Source organism: Pseudokineococcus marinus, from assembly GCF_013004605.1.
In the GTDB taxonomy this organism is placed as follows: domain Bacteria; phylum Actinomycetota; class Actinomycetes; order Actinomycetales; family Quadrisphaeraceae; genus Pseudokineococcus; species Pseudokineococcus marinus.
This window is the reverse complement of the sequence record NZ_JABEMA010000027.1, coordinates 1-19,533: the sequence shown is the minus strand read 5'-3', so window position 1 is coordinate 19,533 and position 19,533 is coordinate 1. Positions and strand designations below refer to the sequence as shown.

Sequence of the window (19,533 nt, the reverse complement as noted above, 5' to 3'; positions counted from 1 at the left end):
CGACCGGCACCGGCGCCACCACGGGCGCGGCACGGCGCACGGCCGGCGCGGGCCGCGGTGCGCGGCGGGGCGTCGGGACGAGGGACAGGTGACGACGCCGAGCGCTCGAGCGCGGGCTGCGCGCGGGGGCGCCCAGCGGCGGGAGCAGGACCAGTGCGCTCATGGTGACCTCCTGGAGGACCACGGCCCCTCCTGGCGGAGGTGCCGCGGACGTGCGTGTCGAGGGCGGCTGCGGCGCCGCGGGCCCGGGGGGGGGCGCACGGCTCGCGCTGTCGGTCGAACGTCTGTGCGATGTTGTACCAGCGTGGCGGCCCGGCGTCCAGACAGGTGTTCGACCGGACCCCGGCGAGGGCCACCCCGCCTCCGAGGAGGAGGGGCGCCCCGCCGACGTGCAGGACTCCAGCACCGACCACCGACAACGACGCGCCGCCCGCGGCGCCCCGGGCCGCCCCCAGCCCGCCGGGCGGCCGCGCGAGGGGTCCGGACGGTCGCGCCCGACCCGCACCCCCGACCACCGCCCCCGGGGCCGAAGGCGACCGCGCCCCGGATCCGGTCGCGACACGCTCGAACAGGTGTTTGATCACGCGGTGGGGGCTCCCTACGCTGGCCGGCACGGCGTCCCGCACGAGGGCGGTCGCCGACACCGAGCTCGGGAGGCCACGTGGCGCGGCGCAGCGGCGACGAGGAGAAGGACGGCCGGCAGCAGGGCGACGACGCGCAGGCGGGCGCGCCCGCGGCCCCCGCGGGCGAGGGAGCCGGTGCCACGGTCGTCGAGATGCCCGACGCCCCGGCGGTCGACGGCCTCACCGCGCGCCAGCGCAAGGTGCTCGAGTGCATCGGCGAGGCCGTCGAGCGGCGCGGCTACCCGCCGAGCATGCGGGAGATCGGCGAGGCCGTCGGCCTGACGAGCCCGTCGAGCGTCGCCCACCAGCTGGCGGCGCTGGAGCGCAAGGGCTTCCTGCGCCGCGACCCCCGGCGGCCCCGGGCCATCGAGGTCGTGGTGCCGGGCTCCTCGCGCGGTGGCGCAGCAGCGGGAGAGCCCCTGCTGCGCGCCGTCCCCGACGAGGCGGCCGACGCCGGCGCGCCCGACGAGACCGGGTCGGGCGACGCGCGTCCCGCGGCCACCTACGTGCCGGTCGTGGGACGGATCGCGGCGGGCGGGCCGATCCTCGCCGAGCAGGCGGTGGAGGACGTCTTCCCGCTGCCGCGCCAGCTCGTCGGCGACGGGCAGCTCTTCCTGCTCCGGGTCGCCGGCGACTCGATGGTCGAGGCCGCCATCTGCGACGGGGACTGGGTCGTCGTCCGCCAGCAGCCCGTCGCCGAGAACGGCGAGGTCGTGGCCGCGATGATCGACGGCGAGGCCACCGTCAAGGTGTTCCAGCGGCGCGACGGCCACGTGCGGCTGCTGCCGCGCAACGCCGCCTACGAGCCGATCCCCGGCGACGAGGCCGTCGTCCTCGGGCGGGTCGTGGCGGTGCTGCGCAGCGTCTGAGCCCTCGACGAGGACCCGTTCCCCCGTCCTCGCCCTAGGACCCGGGCCGGCGTCCTCGCGCCGGGGTGCTCGGGCCGACGGCCGGCTAGGCCGCCGTCGGCCCGAGCGCCTCGGCGGCCACCCGCAGGTCGGCGACGAGGCCGGCGCGGGCCTCCTCGCGCTGGTCGTCCGGGGTCCGCAGGACGGCGGACGGGTGGATCGTCGCCACGAAGCGCTTGGGGCCCCGACTCGTCTCCCGTTCGAGCACCCGGCCGCGCTCCTTCGTCACGCGGAAGGAGGGGCCGAGCAGGGCCCGGCCCGCCGTCGCGCCGAGGACCACGACGACGTCCGGGTCGACGGCGGCCAGCTCGGCCGCCAGCCAGGGCCGGCAGGCGGTGACGTGGCCCGCGTCCGGCGTGGCGTGGACGCGGCGGTTGCCCGGTGCGCTCTGCGTGAAGCGGAAGTGCTTGACGGCATTGGTGACGTACACGTCCTCGCGGGCGATGCCCGCCTCCTCGACCGCCGCCTGGAGCAGCCGCCCCGCCGGGCCGACGAAGGGCACGCCGCGGCGGTCCTCCTGGTCACCGGGCTGCTCGCCGACGAGGGCCAGCCGGCCCGAGGGGGCCCCGGCGGAGAAGACGACCTGCGTCGCGGGCTCCCAGAGCTCGCAGCCACGGCAGTCGCGCGCCGCGGCGCGCAGGTCCTCGACGTCGCGGAGGGCGGGGTCCTGCGGCACCCACTCGGCGGCTCCGGGACGGTCGGGACGGGCAGCGGCGGCCATGCCCGCACGCTAGGTGGGCTCGCCGCGGCGCGCCCCGCGGAGCCGCGGCGCCCCGTCCGTGCTCAGCCCTCCGCGGCCCGCGCCGCGGCGTCGAGCCGGCGCAGCGCCCCGAGGACGACCTCGCGGTCGCTCGTGACCCACAGCGGCGGCAGGCTCGCGCGCAGGAAGCCGGCGTACCGGGCGGTCGCGAGCCGCGGGTCGAGGACGGCGACGACCCCGCGGTCGGCGGTCGAGCGCACGAGCCGTCCGGCTCCCTGCGCCAGGCGCAGGGCCGCGTGCTGGGCCGACACCGCGAGGAAGCCGTTGCCCCCGGCGCGCGCGACGGCCTCGGCGCGCGCGGAGAGCAGGGGGTCGTCGGGCCGGGGGAAGGGGATCCGGTCGATCGTCACGAGCTGGCACGAGGGGCCGGGGACGTCGACGCCCTGCCACAGGGAGAGGGTGCCGACGAGGACGCTGCTGGGGTCGGCCGCGAACTCGCGGACGAGGGTCGGCGTCACGTCGTCCCCCTGGCACAGGACCGGGACGTCGAGGCGCTCGCGCAGCACCTCGGCGGCGGCCTCGGCGGCCCGCCGGGAGGAGAAGAGCCCGAGCGTGCGCCCCCCGGCCGCGCGGGCGAGCTCGACCACCTCGTCGACGACCGGCGTCCCGGCGCCCTCGCGCCCCGGCACGGGGAGGTGGCGCGCCAGGTAGAGGATCCCCTGGCGGGGGTAGTCGAAGGGGCTGCCGACGTCGAGCCCGTCCCAGCTCGGGCCCGGACCGGCGTCCTCCCCCGCGGCGGGAGGGCGGGCGAGGCCGACCGACTGCGCGGCGCCGGTGAAGGTGCCGCCCGTGGTGAGGGTGGCGGAGGTGAGCACGACGGTCCGCTCGGCGAACAGCGCCTCGCGGAGCAGCCCGGCCACCTGCAGCGGCGCGACGTGCAGCATGCGCCGGGCCGCGGACGGCGTCGAGGACAGGTCTGAGACCGACAGCCACAGGACGTCGTGCCCCGTGCCGTCGCGGGGCGCCGAGGTCATCCGCTCCGCCACCTCGTGGACCTCGCCGACCGCCGCTTTCGCGACCGCCAGCGCACCGGCCAGCGCCTCGGTGGGCCGCTCCCCCGGCGGCGGCCTGAGCTGGCCGACGAGCTCGCGGGCGGCGTCGCGGACGCCGGCCACGGCGAGGTGGACGAGCTCCGGCAGGCCCCGGGCGAAGCGGCCCTCGGGGACGTCGGCCAGCGCCACGCCGAGGTCCTCCGCCGTGGCGTCCAGGCGGGCGGTCTCCGAGCCCGCCTGCCGCGCCCGGGTCGCGGCCGCGGCCACCGAGGCCGCCGTCAGCTGCGCCGAGACGACGGAGGTGACCCGGTCGGCCAGCTCGTGCGCCTCGTCGACGACGAGGACCTCGTGCTCGGGGAGGATGGACCGCCCCTCGAAGGCGTCGATGGCGAGGAGCGCGTGGTTGGTGACGACGACGTCGACCTCGCGGGCGCGCTCGCGCGCCCGCTCGCTGAAGCACTCCTGCGCCTGCGGGCACCGGCTCGCGCCGAGGCACTCGCGCGCGGTGACGGCGAGCTGGCGCCAGGCGGTCTCGCTGACGCCGGGCACGAGGTCGTCGCGGTCGCCGGTCTCCGTCGTCCGGGCCCACTCGCGCAGCCGCACCACCTCGCGGCCCAGGCGGCTCGAGGCCCCTCCGGTCACCGACCGGCCGGGCAGCGGCGCCGGCGCCTCGAAGAGCCCGTCGTCCTCGGGGAAGCCGCCGTCGAGCTTGTGGACGCAGAGGTGGTTGGCCCGGCCCTTGACGACCTGCCACGTGAGGCGGCGACCGAGCAGGGGCTCGAGGGCGTCGGCCAGCCGCGGCAGGTCGCGGGCCGCCACCTGGTTCTGCAGCGCCAGCGTCGCGGTCGAGACGACGACCGGCCGGCGGGACTCGACGGCCCGCCGCGCCAGGGGCACGAGGTAGGCCAGCGACTTGCCGGTGCCCGTGCCCGCCTGCACGAGCAGGTGCTCGCGGGTGCGCACCGCCGCGTCGACGGCCCGCGCCATGACGTGCTGACCCTCGCGCCGGGTGCCGCCGAGCGCCGCGACGGCCGAGGACAGGAGCGCGTCGACGTCCGCGGGAGCGCCGTCGGCCTTCCCCGGGGCGACGTCCACCCCGGGCTCGACGTCGGGGTCGGCGGCTGCGGAGGTCACCGGCCGAGGGTAGGTCGCCCCGGGCGCGGCGTCGGGACGCCTCCACAGGCGCGGCGGAGGGCCACCGCGGACGGCGACGGCCCGCCCCCCGCGCAGGAGGACGGGCCGCCGGGCGGTCGGGACGGCGTCAGACCGCGACGCCGTGGAGCTCGGCGGCGAGGTGCTCGCCGACGCGGGCGCGCAGCCGCGTGCCCTCACCGGTGTGCTCCTCCTCGAGGACCTCGCCGGCCCGGTGCACGCGGGAGACGAGGTCGCCCCGCGTGTACGGCACGACGACGTCGACGTCGACCTCCGGGTGCGGGAGCCGCTCGGCGACGACGTCGAGCAGGTGCTCGAGCCCCTCCCCGGTGCGCGCCGACACGACGACGGCCCCCGGCAGGCGCGAGCGCAGCCGGGCCACCGCCTCGGGGCTCGCGGCGTCGCACTTGTTGAGGACGACGAGCTCCGGCACGTCGAGCGCCCCGACGTCGGCCAGCACCGAGCGCACCGCGGTGACCTGGCCCTCGGGGTCGACGTCCGAGGCGTCGACGACGTGGAGGACGAGGTCGGCCCCGCCGACCTCCTCCAGCGTCGAGCGAAACGCCTCGACGAGCTGGGTCGGCAGGTGGCGCACGAAGCCCACGGTGTCGGCGAGCACGTAGTCGCGGCCGTCCGGGGTGCGGGCCCGGCGCACGGCCGGGTCGAGGGTCGCGAAGAGCGCGTCCTCGACGAGGACCCCGGCGCCCGTGAGCCGGTTCAGGAGGCTCGACTTGCCGGCGTTGGTGTAGCCGGCGATCGCCACGGACGGCACGCCCCCGGCCAGGCGCCGCGACCGCTTGGTCTCGCGGGCGGGCGCCATCTCGCGGATCTGCCGGCGCAGGCGCGCCATCCGCGTGCGGATGCGGCGACGGTCCAGCTCGATCTTCGTCTCACCCGGTCCGCGGGACCCGATCCCGGCGCCCGCGGCCACGCGGCCACCGGCCTGGCGGGACATCGACTCGCCCCAGCCGCGCAGGCGCGGGAGCAGGTACTCGAGCTGGGCCAGCTCGACCTGCGCCTTGCCCTCCTTGGACTTCGCGTGCTGGGCGAAGATGTCGAGGATCAGCGCCGTCCGGTCGATGACCTTGACGCCGACGATGTCCTCGAGCCCGCGGCGCTGCGACGGCGACAGCTCGCCGTCGCAGATGACCGTGTCGGCGCCCGTCGCCGCGACGATCCCCTTGAGCTCCCCGGCCTTGCCGGAGCCGAGGAAGGTCGCCGGGTCGGGCGTGGGACGCCGCTGGAGGACGCCGTCGAGGACGGCCGACCCGGCGGTCTCGGCGAGGGCGGCCAGCTCGCGCAGCGACGCCTCCGCCTCCTCGACGCTCGCCGCGGTCCACAGGCCCGCGAGGACGACGCGCTCGAGCCGCAGCTGGCGGTACTCGACCTCGGTGACGTCCTGCAGCTCGGAGGAGTGGCTGCCGAGGCCGCCGACGCGGCGCAGCGCCTGGCGCTCGGCGAGGTCGAGCTGGTCGCCGTCGAAGGACGTGCCCGCGGGCGACGGCGACGCGCCGTGGCGGGCGAGGATGCGGCTGACGGCGTCCGCGCGCGCGGGGCCCGCGCCGTCGGGCGCCCCGGTCGAGGCGACCCCGTCGTCGACGGCGTCGCTGCGGTCGTCGTGCGGGGCGGGCTCGGTCGGGCGTCGGGTGGGAGCGGTCGACGTGGTGGGCGTCATGGTCTCCTGCGGTGGAGGTCGGGCGGCCCGCTGGTCGCGGGCCGGGTGCGGCGGTGCCACTGTGGCAGTCAACGAGCGCGGTGACGAGGGGATTCCGGGGCGTCGGGCGACGCGGTCGCGCGGGTAGCGTCACGGGCCGTGAGCAGCACCCCGTCCGGCCCCCCGCCCGCCTCCGACCCCTCCCCCGCCCAGCACTACTTCACGGGTCGGCTGGCCGGCCGGCCGGCCGGCGACGACGAGCGCGAGGTCCTCGAGGTGCGCCTGCGCGGGCGCGACCTCGAGGTCGAGACGGCACCGGGCGTCTTCAGCGCCGGGCGGCTCGACCTCGGCACGCGGGTCCTGCTGCGCGAGGCGCCGACGCCCCCGGACGGCGGGCACCTGCTGGACCTCGGCTGCGGCTGGGGGCCGCTCGCCCTGGCGATGGCCGCCGAGGCGCCGGGCGCCGTCGTGTGGGCCGTCGACGTCAGCGAGCGGGCGCTCGACCTCGTGCGCCGGAACGCCGACCGGCTGGGCCTGCCCGGCGTCCGCGCCGTGCTCCCCTCCGAGGTGCCGGACGACGTCGTCCTCGCCGGCCTGTGGTCCAACCCGCCGATCCGGGTCGGCAAGGACGCCCTGCACGCGCTGCTCCTGCGGTGGCTCCCCCGTCTGGCGCCGGGGGCCGACGCCCACCTCGTCGTCCAGCGCAACCTCGGCGCGGACTCGCTGCAGGCCTGGCTCGGCGGCGCCCTGCCGGCGCCCCTCGAGGCGACCCGCGCCGGCAGCGCCAAGGGCTACCGCGTCCTGCGGGTCCGGCGGCCGGCGGACGGGGCGGCCGGGACGCACGCGACCTCCTGAGCGCAGCGGAGGCCTCAGCGCCGCACGGGACGACGACGACGTCGCGACATCTCCAGCGAGTGGATGAGCGCCTCGCGGCGGGCCGCCCGGTCCGCGCCCTCGCGGGGCTCCGGCACCTCGGCCGTCACGCGGCGGACGAGCTGGCGGCGCGCCGCCTGCGTCGTGGGCCCCGGGGCGACGACCCGGCCGGCCGCGCGGGCCAGGCCCGCCGCTGCGCCGGCGAGCACGACGCCGCTCCCCCGCTCCGTCACGTCGACCACGTCCCTCCGGTCCGCCGTCGGCCCCCCCGACGGCTCCGGCGCCTCGCGCCGTCCGTAGTGCATCACCCGAGAGTCACCTGTGGTCGCAGGACGTCATCACGATCCGGTCACCCGTCGTCACGATCCGATCACCGCCGTGGGGGTCTGGCGTCGTCCTCGACGGCGGGCCGGGCGGCCCGGGGAGACGGCCTCGAGGAGGAGGACCTCAGGCGAGGACGCCGTCGGCGACGAGGACGGCCGGGCCGGCGAGCTCGACGCGCCCGCCCTCCAGCGCCCGCACGCGCAGCCGCCCCCCGGGCACGGCCACCCGCCAGACGTCCGGGGAGTCCGCGCCGGCCCACAGGCGGACGGCGAGGGCGGCGGCGCAGGCGCCCGTGCCGCACGAGCGCGTCTCCCCCACGCCCCGCTCGCTGACCCGCATGAGCAGGGCGCCGACCCCGGGGGCGGGGGCGTCGAGCGGCACGACGAGCTCGACGTTGGCGCCGTCGGCCGGCGCGGGCTCGACGACCGGCGCCGCGAGCAGGTCGGCGGCCTCGAGCTCCTCGCGGCCGGTGAGCGCCACGACGACGTGCGGGTTGCCGAGGTCGAGCGACAGGCCGGGGCGCGGGACGCCGTCCAGGCCCCGCACGCCGACGGTGACGTCGAAGCCTTCGGCGACCGCGGCGTCCCCGCCCGGCACCGTCCACGGGCCCATGTCGACGGCGAACCACCCCGGACGGCCCTCGTCGTCCTCGGCGGCGGTGACGCGCTTGACGCCCGAGCGGGTGCCGACGGCGAGGGCCCGGCCGTCGGCCAGCTCGGCCGGGTCGACGAGCCGCTCGCGCAGGAGGTGGGCGACGAGGACGCGCACGCCGTTGCCGCACATCTGCGCGGCGCTGCCGTCGGCGTTGCGGTAGTCCATGAACCAGGTGGCGCCCGGGTCCTCGGCGAGCGCGGCGGCCCCCTCGGGGAGCGCGTCGCTGCGCACGGCGCGGATGACGCCGTCGGCGCCGACGCCGGCGCGGCGGTCGCAGAGCAGCCGGACGGCCGCGTCGTCGAGGGCCAGGCGCCCGTCCGGGTCCGTGAGCAGGACGAAGTCGTTCTCCGTGCCGTGGCCGGTGGTGAAGCGCAGGCCGCTCAGGGACGTCGGCGCGTCGGGCTCGGTGGTCACGGGCTCGGTGGTCACGCGCCGAGGCTACGCACCGGGGGGCGGCGCGGCCCCTGCGTCGACGGGTGCGTCGGCCGGCGCGTCCACCGGCGGCAGGGCCGCCTCGACCTCCCGGAGGGCGCGTCGCAGGAGGTCGTCGGCGTCGTCGTCGACGTCCAGCCACCGCACGCGCGGGTCGCGGCGGAACCAGCTCTCCTGGCGCCGGGCGAAGCGCCGCGTGGCCGCCGTCGTCGCGGCGAGGGCCTCCTCGAGCGTGCAGCGGCCGTCGAGGTGGTCGAGGACCTGGGCGTACCCGAGCGCCCGCGGGGCCGTGCGGCCCTCCCGCAGCCCGCCGTCCACGAGCCGTCGGACCTCCTCGACGAGGCCGGCGTCGGCCATGGCCCGCACGCGCCGGGCCACGCGGTCGTCGAGCTCCGGGCGCGGCAGGCGCAGGCCGACCTGGACGACGGGCTCGAGCGCGGGCGGGTGCTCGTAGCGCGGCATCGTCGCGCTGAACGGCCGGCCGCTGACCTCGATGGCCTCGAGGGCGCGGACGACGCGGCGCTCGTTCGTGGGGAGGACGGCGGCCGCGGCCGCCGGGTCGAGCTCGGCCAGCCGGGCGTGCAGCGCGGGGGCGCCGAGCCGGTCCGCCTCGGCCTGCCAGCGCGCCCGCACGTCCGGGTCGGTGCCGGGGAACTCGAGCGGGTCGAGGACGGCCCGCACGTACAGGCCGCTCCCCCCCACGAGGACGGGGACGAGGCCGCGGGCGCGGACGTCGGCGACGGCGGCGCGGGCGGCCCGCTGGTAGGCCGCGACGCTCGCCTCCTCGCGCACGTCGAGGACGTCGAGCTGGTGGTGGGGGACGCCGCGGCGCTCGGCGACGGGGAGCTTCGCCGTGCCGACGTCCATGCCGCGGTAGAGCTGGGAGGCGTCGGCGTTGACGACCTCGCCGCCGAGGGCCAGGGCGAGGGCGACGCCGAGGTCGGACTTGCCCGTGGCGGTCGGACCGACGACCGCGACGAGCGGCGGCTGGTCCGCCGCGCCCGACGGGCGGACGCCCTCCGCGACCGGTCCCTCCACGGCCGCAGACCCTGCCACAGGCCGGGACGCCGCCCGCGGCGCGGAGCTGCGCCGTGGGCGTCGCGAGGTCCGGCAGCCGGGCGGCCGTGCGGGCAGCCCCGGGCGCGGTGGTTGGATCGAGCGCGATGAGCCCGCTGGAGTCCGCCCTGCTGGTCCTCGCGGGCGTCGGCGGGGGGCTCGTCGGCTCGGTCGTCGGCCTGGCCTCGCTCGTCACCTACCCCGCGCTGCTCGCCGCCGGCCTGCCGCCGGTGACGGCCAACGTGACGAACACCGTCGCCCTCGTCGCCTCGGGCGTCGGGTCCGCGGCCAGCAGCCGCCCCGAGCTCACCGGCCAGCGGGCCCGCCTCGTGCGGCTGGCGCCCGTCTTCGCCGTCGGCGGCCTCGCCGGAGCCGTGCTCCTCGTGACGACGCCCGGCGAGGTCTTCGAGCGGGTGGTGCCCTTCCTCGTCGGAGGGGCCTCGCTCCTCATGCTCGTCCAGCCGCGCCTGCGCCGGCTCCTGCGGCGGGAGGCCTCGCCGTCGGACGCGGCCGGCGACGACGTCCGGGAGTCGTGGCCCGCCCTCGTCGGCCTCTTCCTCGTCGCCGTCTACGGCGGCTACTTCGGCGCCGCCGCCGGCGTGATCATCCCGGTGCTCCTCGGCTTCGTCCTCGACACGACGATCCAGCGGCTCGTGGCCCTGAAGAACATCCTGCTCATGGTGAGCAACCTCGTCGCCGCGGCGCTCTTCCTCGCCCTCGGCGAGGTCGACCTCCTGGCCGCCCTCCCCCTCGCCGTCGGGATCCTCGTCGGCGGGTGGCTCGGGCCGATGGTCGCCCGCCGCCTCCCGCAGGGCGTGCTGCGGGCGGTCATCGGCGTCGCCGGGCTGGGTCTGGCCGTCCGGCTCTGGGTCACCGCGGGCTGAGCGGGCGCCCCCTGCGGGCCCGCGGGGTCAGCGACGCAGGCCGGGCAGGCCGAGAGCCACGGGCGCACCGGCCGGTCGGGGAGCCCCCGCGGGTGCCGGCACGCCGCACGACGCGGCCTGGCGGCGGTCCCACGCGTCGCCGGCCCGGGTGCGCCGCAGGCGGTGCACGACCGGGGCGCCCTTCGCGACCAGCTCCGGCCCGACGCCGACGGCGGGGTCGGCGACGAGGTGGTGCGGCGCGGCGTAGGTGATGCGCGTGGTCACCATGTCGCCCGGTCGCGGCGCCTCGGCGCCCTCCGGCAGCGCGACGTGCACGAGCCGGTTGTCGGGCGCCCGGCCCGAGACGCGGGACGTGGCGTCGTCCTTGCGGCCCTCGCCGACCGACACCATGACCTCGACCTCGCGGCCGACCTGGGCCTTCCCCTCGTCCCAGCTGATCTGCTCCTGCAGGGCCACGAGACGCTCGAAGCGCTCCTGGACGACGGTCTTGGGCACCTGGTCGGCCATCGTCGCCGCCGGCGTCCCCGGCCGCGGGGAGTACTGGAACGTGAACGCCTGGGCGAAGCGGGACGCGGCGACGACGTCGAGCGTGGCCTGGAAGTCCTCCTCCGTCTCCCCCGGGAAGCCGACGATGAGGTCGGTCGAGATGGCGGCGTCGGGGATGGCGGCGCGCACGCGCTCGAGGATCCCGAGGAAGCGGGTGCTGCGGTAGGAGCGGCGCATCGCCCGCAGCACCCGGTCCGAGCCCGACTGCAGCGGCATGTGCAGCTGCGGCATGACGTTCGGCGTCTCGGCCATGGCGGCGATGACGTCGTCGGTGAAGGACGCCGGGTGCGGGCTGGTGAAGCGCACGCGCTCGAGGCCGTCGACGTCGCCGCAGGCGCGCAGGAGCTTGGCGAAGGCCCCCCGGTCCCCCAGCTCGATGCCGTAGGTGTTGACGTTCTGCCCGAGCAGCGTGACCTCGACGGCGCCGTCGTCGACGAGCGCCTGCACCTCGGCGAGGACGTCGCCGGGCCGGCGGTCCTTCTCCGTGCCGCGCAGCGCCGGGACGATGCAGAAGGTGCACGTGTTCGTGCAGCCGACGCTGATGGACACCCACCCGGAGGCCGCCGAGTCGCGCTTGGTCGGCAGGGTCGACGGGAAGGTCTCGAGCGACTCGAGGATCTCCACCTCGGCCCGGCGGTTGTGCGCGGAGCGCTCGAGGAGCGCCGGCAGCGACCCGATGTTGTGGGTGCCGAAGACGACGTCGACCCACGGCGCCCTCTGGACGATCGTCGAGCGGTCCTTCTGCGCCAGGCAGCCGCCGACCGCGATCTGCATGCCGGGGCGCTGGGCCTTCACCGGCGCGAGCTGGCCGAGGTTGCCGTACAGCTTGTTGTCGGCGTTCTCGCGCACCGCGCACGTGTTGAAGACCACGACGTCGGCCGTCTCGGGCCGCTCGCCCGCGGGGAGCGGGGCGTACCCGGCCGCCTCGAGCGAGCCGGAGAGGCGCTCGGAGTCGTGGACGTTCATCTGGCAGCCGAAGGTCCGCACCGCGTAGGTGCGCACGGGAGCGGCCTGGGGGTCCGTCGCGGGGGCGTCAGCGGTGGCAGTCATGGCGGGCCCCAGGGTACGTCCGCTCGTCGTGCAGCCGGCCCGCCGCCGGACGAGCGGCGCCGTCCCCACGCCGCCGTGGTCACGATGCCGTCACGCTGACGTGGCGTCCCCACGAGCCCTCGCCGCGCGACTACTTTTCGCGGCGTGACCAGCGCACCGGACCGCGTCGAGGGGGACCGCGACCCGCTCGTGGTCCTCTCCCACGTGCAGAAGCACTTCGGCGAGCTGCACGTGCTCAAGGACGTCGACCTGGTCGTGGGCCGCGGCGAGGTGCTCGTCGTCATCGGGCCGTCGGGCTCCGGCAAGTCGACGCTGTGCCGGACCATCAACCGCCTGGAGGGCATCGACGAGGGCCGCATCACCATCGACGGCGAGGACCTCCCCGCGGAGGGCAAGGCGCTCGCCCGCCTGCGCGCCGACGTCGGCATGGTCTTCCAGTCCTTCAACCTCTTCGCGCACATGACCGTCCTGCAGAACGTCACGCTCGGCCCGACGCGGGTGCGCGGGGCGAGCAGGGCGGACGCCGAGCGCCGCGCCATGGAGCTGCTCGAGCGCGTCGGCGTCGGGCCGCAGGCGCGCAAGTACCCCGCGCAGCTCTCCGGGGGCCAGCAGCAGCGCGTGGCCATCGCCCGCGCCCTCGCCATGGACCCCAAGATCATGCTCTTCGACGAGCCGACGTCTGCCCTCGACCCGGAGATGATCAACGAGGTGCTCGACGTCATGACCGACCTGGCGAGCAGCGGCATGACCATGGTCGTGGTCACGCACGAGATGGGCTTCGCCCGCCGCGCCGCCGACCGGGTCGTCTTCATGGCGGACGGCGAGATCGTCGAGCAGGCCGACCCGGAGACCTTCTTCACCGCGCCCTCCTCGCGCCGCGCGCAGGACTTCCTCTCCAAGCTCCTCACCCACTGACGTCTGCGCCGACGCGCAGCAGCACCGTCCGCGAGGACCCCACCGGACCGGTGCCCCGAGCACCCCCACCGACGAAGGGCTCACCATGAGGATCACCCGCACGCTCGCCGCCGTGGCGGCCACCACCGTCGTCCTCGGGCTCGGCGCCTGCGGCCAGGAGGGCTCGCCCGGGGCGGCCGCGCCCGGGGGCTCGACGGACGGCACGACCGCGGAGGCTCCCGAGTACGAGGTCGCCGAGGACGTCGAGCTCCCCGACAGCCCCACGTACCAGAAGATGGTCCAGGAGGGCGGACCGACGATCGGCGTGAAGGTCGACCAGCCCGGGCTGGGGCTCCAGCCGCCGGGGGCGGACGCCCCCGAGGGCTTCGACGTCGAGATCGCGAAGCTCGTAGCCGCGGACCTGGGCTTCGCCCCCGAGGACATCACCTGGGTCGAGACGGTCTCCGCGAACCGCGAGCAGTTCCTCGAGAACGGGACCGTGGACCTCGTCGTCGCCACCTACACCATCAACGACGACCGCAAGCAGGCCGTCGACTTCGCCGGCCCCTACTACGTCGCCGGCCAGGACCTCCTCGTCGCCGCCGACGACGACACGATCAACGGTCCCGACGACCTCGCCGGGAAGACGGTGTGCTCGGTCACCGGGTCGACCCCCGCGCAGCGGATCGAGGAGGAGTTCCCGGACACCCAGCTGGTCCCGCTCGGCGGCTACGCGGAGTGCGTGGAGCAGCTGACGGGCGGCCAGGTCGACGCCGTGACGACCGACGACGCCATCCTGCGCGGGTACGCGGCGCAGCAGCCGGACCAGCTGCGGGTCGTCGGCGAGGCCTTCTCCGAGGAGCCCTACGGCATCGGCATGCCCCTCGGCGACACCGCCCTGAGGGACTTCGTCAACGACACCCTGGAGGCCGCCGCCGAGGACGGCCGCTGGGACGAGGCCTTCACCTACACCCTCGGCGACAGCGAGGGCGTCGAGCCGCCCGCCGTCGACCGCTACTGAGGACGGGCGGGGCGGCCGGTCCTGACCGGCCGCCCCGCCCCCCTCGCGCATCCCCCGCCCCTCCCCCGACGACGCGAAGGAGTCGCCGTGGACGCCGTCCTCGACAACCTCGGTCTCTTCGCCGACGGGCTCGCCGGCACCCTCACCCTCTTCGCGTGGTCGGCCGTCGGATCGACGGTGCTCGGCACGCTGCTGGCCGTCATGCGCGTCGCCCCCAGCTCCGCGGTGCGGGCCTTCGCCACCACGTACGTGCTGGGCGTCCGCAACACGCCGCTGACGGTCGTCTTCGCCTTCGTCGTCTTCGGGGGGCCGATCCTGGGGCTCGCGGTCGGCGGCGACGTCGAGCTGCAGTACCGGGTCTTCGCCGTGATCGCCCTGACCCTCTACACGTCGTGCTTCGTCTGCGAGGCCCTGCGGGGCGGCATCGCGACGGTCCCCGTCGGCCAGGCCGAGGCGGCGCGCTCGCTGGGGCTCACCTTCGGGCAGTCGCTGCGGCACGTGGTGCTGCCCCAGGCCGGACGGACGGTCGTCCCGCCGCTGGGGAGCGTCCTCATCGCGATGGCCAAGAACACGAGCATCGCGGCCGCCTTCGGCAACCGCGAGCTCATCTCGGCGATGCGCACGGGCATCGAGAACCGCGGCGACGCGGTCGTGGCCGTCCTCGTCGCCACCGCGATCGCCTACCTGCTCGTCACCCTCGGCCTCAGCCTCGTCTTCTCCCTCGTCGAGCGGAAGGTGGCCATCGCACGGTGAGCGCACCCACCAGCGTCCTGTACGACCTGCCCGGTCCCCGCGCCCTCCGCCGCAACCGGCTCATCGGCGTGCTCGGCGTCCTCGCCGTGCTGGGCGTGCTGGGCCTCCTCCTGCAGAGGATGGCCGCGGCCGGCCAGCTGACCGCCGCACGGTGGACGCCCTTCCTCTACACCGACATCCAGAACGCCCTGCTCGACGGCCTCCTGGCGACGCTGCGCGTGGCGGTCATCGGCGGCGCCCTCGCCCTGGTCCTCGGGGTCGTGCTCGCCGCCGGTCAGCTCAGCGACCACCGCGTGCTCCGCTGGCCCAGCGTCGCGGTGGTGCAGCTGCTGAGGGGGCTGCCGCTCCTGCTCCTCATCTTCGCGCTCTTCCTCGGCAGCGGCGGCGCCATCTCGGTCTTCTGGTCGCTCGTGCTCGGGCTCGTCCTCTACAACGGCTCGGTGCTCGCCGAGGTCTTCCGCGCCGGCGTGCTGGCGGTCCCCTCGGGCCAGTGGGAGGCGGCCTCGGCCCTGGGGCTGCGCAAGACCGCGACCATGCGCTTCGTGCTCGTGCCCCAGGCCGTCCGGTCCATGCTGCCGGTCATCGTCGCCCAGCTCGTCGTCCTGCTGAAGGACTCCGCGCTCGGCTTCATCGTCGGCTACGCCGAGCTGCTCCGGCAGGGACGCATCATCGGCGCCACCTACTTCAACGTCATCCCTTCGCTCATCGTCGTGGCCGCCATCTACATCGCGATCAACCTGCTCCTGGGATGGCTGGCGACCCGGCTCGAGCGCCGGAGCCGACGCGTCCCCGGCCAGCGCGCCACCGAGCGGGCCGAGGAGGACGTGGCGTCGTCCGCGACCGGCGGCTGACGGCCACAGGTCGCCCGACAGCGAGGTGCCGACGGCCGCGACGACCTCAAGGGCCGACGAGCGCCTGCACCTCACCCACGGCGACGTCGACGATGGTGCTCTCGGTCCCCGAGCCGTCGAGCGCGCCGCTGCCGCCCTCGCTGTCCTCGTAGGCGGCGGACCAGGTCGTCGACACCGTCAGGGACCACGGGCCCGAGGCCGCCGACGAGCGCTCGAAGACGACGGCGCAGTCGGTGGCGGCCGCACCCGGGCTCCATGGGGTCCCCCCGCTGGCGCAGGAGCCCTCCTGGCGCCCGCCCGGCGAGGACAGGCCCATCCCCGTCGGCGTGGCGGTGACCTCGGTCCAGTTGCCGCCGGCCGAGGCGCGCACCCCCACCTCGGTGAAGGTCTGCTCGTCCACCCAGACCCACGTCGGCAGGTGCACCAGGCTCGTACCCCCGGGGTTGAGGTCGACGTCGGGAGCCGGTGCGCTGAGGTGCTGGTAGGCGACCTGCCGGAGCTGCTCGACCGTCGGCGGCGGCGGCGGGGGCGGGGGCGTCCCCGCCTCGACGAAGGTGATGCGGTGGGTCGCGAAGAAGGCCTGGCTCGTCTCGCTGTCGGCTCCGAGGCAGGTGGGCACCCAGTAGGCGCCCTCCTTGGTCAGGTTCTCCTCGTGGCCGATGGGGAGGTGCGGCCACTCGGCGTCGTACCCGGCCCCCTCCCAGTCCATGACCTCGTCGCCGTGCCCGAAGGACGGCTCCTGGTCGGCGACGTCGTTGCCGCGGACCATGCGGCACGGAGGCGGGGGCCCGGCCACGGAGGCGGGGCGCGAAGAGGTCCCGCCCCCGCCACCTCCGCGGTACTCCAGCGTGATCGTGGCGCCGGCACCGGCGGTCCAGCCGTCCGCGTCGCTGTGGGCGCACGTCGTCAGGCAGCCCCCGTCGGAGGGGCCGCCGGCCGCGACGGCGGCGGCGTGTCCGGGCAGGAGCAGGGCGACGGCTGCGGTCCCGGCGACGGCAGCGGCGCGGGCGCCCAGGACGCCTGGTGACGAGGTCCTCAGCACGGCTCTCCCTCCACGACGAAGTCGGCGACCGACCAGCTCCTGCCGGACGGCACCAGCGCGGCCGAGGCCGTCACCCGGTCGGGCTCGTCGCTGTCCAGCACCGTGCCGTCGTCGGCGACGGACTCGAGGTCGGACTGGTCGAGGCAGGCGGACACCTCGGCCCCCACGGGCACCTGCACGCGGACGACCGGGTCCACGAGGACGAGGTCGCCCTCGATGCGGCTGCCCCGCTCTGCGAGGACGCCGGCGGCGCGCGCGAGGGCGGCGTCACCGTCGGGCGTGGCGTGGGCGCTGTCCTGCAGCTCCGGGCGGTCGGGCTGCGCGACCACCGCCGACCAGTCCCCGAGGAAGGCGGCGAAGCCGGCGACGACGGCCGCCTCGTCCGCGGCCAGGTCCGTTGACCGGACCTCGACGGGGGGCGCCCCGCCGTCCCCGGCGGCGGGGCCTCCCTGCGCCGCGCCGGGCGCCGACGTGGCCCCGGCTCCGTCCGTGGGCCCCGGCGAGGACGGCTGCGACGAGGGCGAGGAGTCCGATGAGGGCGCCGGCCCGGAGGGGACGACCACGGCAGGCGCGGTCTCCTGCCCCGAGCACGCCGGCAGCAGCAGGACGGTCATCAGCGGGACGACCGCCCACCCCCGAGCTCGCACCTGCTCACCGTAGGCGCCCACCCGGCTCCTCAGGCTCTTCGGGCGCGGACGGGCGACGCGACCAGGCGGACGGGTGACGCCCGAGCGCCGAGGTCACTCCACCGGCTCGGCGTCCAGCGCCTCACGGACCACCGCGAACGCCAGGCCGCCTCCGTACCCCTTGCGCGCGAGCACGCCGAGCAGGCGCCGCTCGCGGACGGCGCGGTCGAGGCCCCGGGTGGCGCGGAGACGGCGGGCGACGAGGTGCTCCGCGGCGGCGCGCTCGTCCTCGTCGGTGACCTCCTCGAGCGCCGCACGGGCGACCTCGTCGTCGACGCCCTTGCTGCGCAGCTCGTGCTGCAGGCCGCGGCGGGCGAGCCCGCGCGTGGCCTGCCGCGAGCGGACGAGCATCCCCGCGTACGCCTCGTCGTCGACGAGGCCCACCTCGGTGAGGCGGTCGAGCACCTGGGCGGCGACCTCCCGCTCGACGCCCTTGGTCGCCAGCTTCCGCTCGAGCTCGGCGCGGCTGCGCGGCGCCATGGTCAGCTGACGCAGGGCGATGGCCCGGGCCCCCGCGACCGGGTCCGCCTCGGGCTCCGCGGCCGCAGGGCCGGACGGCGCCGCACCCGACCGGCCGGGGTCGTCGTCGCCGCCTGCGGGGCGTCCGGCGGTCCGGCGGCGACCGCCACCACCCGCCCGCCGACGCCGGCCGGGCCGCGCCCGGCCGGCGTCCTCGTCGGTACCCGGGAGGGTGCGCTCGTCGCTCAGAACGCGACCTCGGCCTCCGCGGGCTCGGCCGGGGCGTCCACGCGGGGCCCGATGCCGAGCTTCTCCTTGATCTTCTTCTCCAGCTCGTCGGCGAGGTCGGGGTTGTCGCGCATGAAGGCGCGCGCGTTCTCCTTGCCCTGCCCGAGCTGGTCGCCGTCGTAGGTGTACCAGGCGCCCGACTTGCGGACGAAGCCCTGCTCGACCCCCATGTCGATGAGGCCGCCCTCCCGGGAGATGCCGTGCCCGTAGAGGATGTCGAACTCGGCCTGCTTGAACGGCGGGCTGACCTTGTTCTTGACGACCTTGACCCGGGTGCGGTTGCCGACGGGCTCGGTGCCGTCCTTGAGCGTCTCGATGCGGCGGACGTCGAGGCGCACGGACGCGTAGAACTTCAGCGCCTTGCCGCCCGTCGTCGTCTCGGGCGAGCCGAACATCACGCCGATCTTCTCGCGCAGCTGGTTGATGAAGATCGCCGTGGTGCCCGAGCTGTTGAGAGCACCGGTGATCTTGCGCAGGGCCTGCGACATGAGGCGGGCCTGGAGGCCGACGTGGCTGTCGCCCATCTCGCCCTCGATCTCCGCGCGGGGCACGAGAGCCGCCACCGAGTCGATGACGATGATGTCGAGCGCGCCGGAGCGGATGAGCATGTCGGCGATCTCGAGCGCCTGCTCACCGGTGTCGGGCTGGCTGACGAGCAGCGCGTCGGTGTCGACGCCCAGCTTGGCGGCGTAGTCGGGGTCGAGCGCGTGCTCGGCGTCGATGAAGGCGGCGATGCCGCCCGCCCGCTGGGCGTTGGCCACGGCGTGCAGGGCGACGGTCGTCTTGCCGCTGGACTCCGGGCCGTAGACCTCGACGACGCGGCCGCGGGGCAGCCCGCCGATGCCGAGGGCGATGTCGAGCGAGATGGACCCCGTGGGGATCACCTCGATGGGCGCGCGCACCTCGTCGCCGAGGCGCATCACCGAGCCCTTGCCGAACTGGCGGTCGATCTGCGCGAGCGCCGTCTCGAGCGCCTTGCCGCGGTCTGCCGTCACGGGCATCTGTTCACCTCAGGGTCTGCGCCGGCCGGCCGGCCGGGGTGGCTTCTCATCCGTCGGGGCGACGCTAGGAGCCCCCACCGACAGCGGGGCCCCCGCGCCCGGGAGCTGTGGACGGACGACCTGCGGGGCCGCCCTGTGCGCATCCAGAGTAGGCGAACACCCGTTCGAGGCGGGGCGACACGCCCGGCGCGTCGGCCCCCACCTCGTGCGGCCGTCCTGACCGGCGCGGTCGCCCGGTGCCGACCGCCGTCAGCGCCGCCGCGCCGGCTCGTCGCGCCCGAGCCGGCGCTCGGGCGGCACGTCCATGGCCTCGCACACCGCGGCCCACACCTCGCGCGGCGGTGTGCCGGCCTCGAGGGCCTGGTCCGGCGTCCGGCCGTCCAGCGCCCCGATGACCTGGGTGGCGGCCACCGACCGCGCGTAGGCGGCGCCGAGCTCGTCGTCCATCAGCCGCCAGAACTCGCTCAACCGCACCCGACCAGGGTGCCACCCGGGGCGCGTGCGGCCCAGCGCGCCCGACGCGGCTCGAGCGCGCCAGGAGGCGGGACGGCGCCCCGCTCCGCGGCTGTCGGACCCCCGGGGCAGGATCGTCGCCGTGGCGAGGACCAGCGGGGCGACGACGAGCGCGGC

Annotated in this window: 19 protein-coding genes; 7 read left to right on the top strand and 12 right to left on the bottom strand. The window is 76.6% G+C overall.

The annotated features are described in order from the left end of the window. Positions 1-775 precede the first annotated feature (775 nt). A complete protein-coding gene (lexA, locus tag HLB09_RS03865; RefSeq protein WP_171202088.1) occupies positions 776-1,492 on the top strand; it encodes a transcriptional repressor LexA in 717 nt (238 codons plus the stop codon). 85 nt (positions 1,493-1,577) lie between these two features. On the opposite strand, the gene HLB09_RS03860 is transcribed toward lexA, so the two are convergent. From HLB09_RS03860 to hflX, 3 genes are all read right to left on the bottom strand, one after another. Further along, the gene (locus HLB09_RS03860) at positions 1,578-2,252 is read right to left on the bottom strand and encodes a UdgX family uracil-DNA binding protein (protein ID WP_171202084.1); all 675 of its coding nucleotides are present in this window, start codon (positions 2,250-2,252) and stop codon (positions 1,578-1,580) included. 62 nt (positions 2,253-2,314) lie between these two features. After that, on the bottom strand, positions 2,315-4,417 hold the full coding sequence (locus HLB09_RS03855) for an ATP-dependent DNA helicase (RefSeq protein WP_322790014.1): 2,103 nt from the start codon (positions 4,415-4,417) through the stop codon (positions 2,315-2,317). Positions 4,418-4,544: 127 nt separating this feature from the next. Beyond that, complete coding sequence (gene hflX / locus HLB09_RS03850) at positions 4,545-6,110, bottom strand: GTPase HflX (protein WP_171202083.1); 1,566 nt, start codon at positions 6,108-6,110, stop codon at positions 4,545-4,547. 138 nt (positions 6,111-6,248) lie between these two features. On the opposite strand from hflX, the gene HLB09_RS03845 reads away from it, so the two are divergent. After that, positions 6,249-6,944, top strand: a complete 696-nt coding sequence (locus HLB09_RS03845; RefSeq protein ID WP_322790013.1) for a class I SAM-dependent methyltransferase — start codon at positions 6,249-6,251, stop codon at positions 6,942-6,944. Between the two features lie 14 nt (positions 6,945-6,958). Here HLB09_RS03845 and HLB09_RS03840 read toward each other — a convergent pair whose 3' ends face one another. The 3 genes from HLB09_RS03840 to miaA all read right to left on the bottom strand — a co-directional run bounded on the left by HLB09_RS03840 (position 6,959) and on the right by miaA (position 9,410). After that, positions 6,959-7,195, bottom strand: coding sequence for a hypothetical protein (locus HLB09_RS03840; protein ID WP_171202082.1), 237 nt, complete (start codon positions 7,193-7,195; stop codon positions 6,959-6,961). A gap of 214 nt (positions 7,196-7,409) precedes the next feature. Then, on the bottom strand, positions 7,410-8,369 hold the full coding sequence (dapF, locus tag HLB09_RS03835; RefSeq protein WP_322790012.1) for a diaminopimelate epimerase: 960 nt from the start codon (positions 8,367-8,369) through the stop codon (positions 7,410-7,412). 9 nt (positions 8,370-8,378) lie between these two features. Continuing rightward, complete coding sequence (miaA, locus tag HLB09_RS03830) at positions 8,379-9,410, bottom strand: tRNA (adenosine(37)-N6)-dimethylallyltransferase MiaA (protein ID WP_322790011.1); 1,032 nt, start codon at positions 9,408-9,410, stop codon at positions 8,379-8,381. Positions 9,411-9,535: 125 nt separating this feature from the next. Here miaA and HLB09_RS03825 point away from each other — a divergent pair, with 125 nt between their 5' ends. Further along, positions 9,536-10,312, top strand: coding sequence for a sulfite exporter TauE/SafE family protein (locus HLB09_RS03825; protein ID WP_171202080.1), 777 nt, complete (start codon positions 9,536-9,538; stop codon positions 10,310-10,312). A 27-nt stretch (positions 10,313-10,339) separates the two neighbouring features. Here HLB09_RS03825 and miaB read toward each other — a convergent pair whose 3' ends face one another. Then, the gene (miaB, locus tag HLB09_RS03820) at positions 10,340-11,908 is read right to left on the bottom strand and encodes a tRNA (N6-isopentenyl adenosine(37)-C2)-methylthiotransferase MiaB (protein WP_171202079.1); all 1,569 of its coding nucleotides are present in this window, start codon (positions 11,906-11,908) and stop codon (positions 10,340-10,342) included. A gap of 189 nt (positions 11,909-12,097) precedes the next feature. On the opposite strand from miaB, the gene HLB09_RS03815 reads away from it, so the two are divergent. The 4 genes from HLB09_RS03815 (at position 12,098) to HLB09_RS03800 (ending at position 15,427) form a co-directional block, all read left to right on the top strand. Then, positions 12,098-12,823, top strand: coding sequence for an amino acid ABC transporter ATP-binding protein (locus tag HLB09_RS03815; protein WP_409372976.1), 726 nt, complete (start codon positions 12,098-12,100; stop codon positions 12,821-12,823). A gap of 85 nt (positions 12,824-12,908) precedes the next feature. Then, entirely contained in the window at positions 12,909-13,823 is a 915-nt protein-coding gene (locus HLB09_RS03810) for a glutamate ABC transporter substrate-binding protein (RefSeq protein ID WP_171202077.1), read from the top strand. Positions 13,824-13,910: 87 nt separating this feature from the next. Next, complete coding sequence (locus HLB09_RS03805; protein ID WP_171202076.1) at positions 13,911-14,576, top strand: amino acid ABC transporter permease; 666 nt, start codon at positions 13,911-13,913, stop codon at positions 14,574-14,576. Then, entirely contained in the window at positions 14,573-15,427 is an 855-nt protein-coding gene (locus HLB09_RS03800) for an amino acid ABC transporter permease (RefSeq protein ID WP_171202075.1), read from the top strand. Before HLB09_RS03805 ends, HLB09_RS03800 begins: the two co-directional genes overlap by 4 nt. A gap of 46 nt (positions 15,428-15,473) precedes the next feature. On the opposite strand, the gene HLB09_RS03795 is transcribed toward HLB09_RS03800, so the two are convergent. From HLB09_RS03795 to HLB09_RS17685, 5 genes are all read right to left on the bottom strand, one after another. Then, the gene (locus HLB09_RS03795; RefSeq protein WP_171202074.1) at positions 15,474-16,469 is read right to left on the bottom strand and encodes a hypothetical protein; all 996 of its coding nucleotides are present in this window, start codon (positions 16,467-16,469) and stop codon (positions 15,474-15,476) included. After that, positions 16,463-17,116, bottom strand: a complete 654-nt coding sequence (locus HLB09_RS03790) for a hypothetical protein (protein ID WP_171202073.1) — start codon at positions 17,114-17,116, stop codon at positions 16,463-16,465. Before HLB09_RS03790 ends, HLB09_RS03795 begins: the two co-directional genes overlap by 7 nt. Before the next feature lie 93 nt (positions 17,117-17,209). Beyond that, on the bottom strand, positions 17,210-17,635 hold the full coding sequence (locus tag HLB09_RS03785; RefSeq protein WP_171202072.1) for a regulatory protein RecX: 426 nt from the start codon (positions 17,633-17,635) through the stop codon (positions 17,210-17,212). Positions 17,636-17,859: 224 nt separating this feature from the next. Beyond that, positions 17,860-18,903: a recombinase RecA gene (gene recA / locus HLB09_RS03780; protein ID WP_171202071.1), complete on the bottom strand. Its 1,044-nt coding sequence runs from the start codon at positions 18,901-18,903 to the stop codon at positions 17,860-17,862. A 249-nt stretch (positions 18,904-19,152) separates the two neighbouring features. Further along, positions 19,153-19,533 (bottom strand): DUF3046 domain-containing protein (locus HLB09_RS17685; RefSeq protein ID WP_212770504.1); only part of this gene is annotated, 381 nt, incomplete at its 5' end.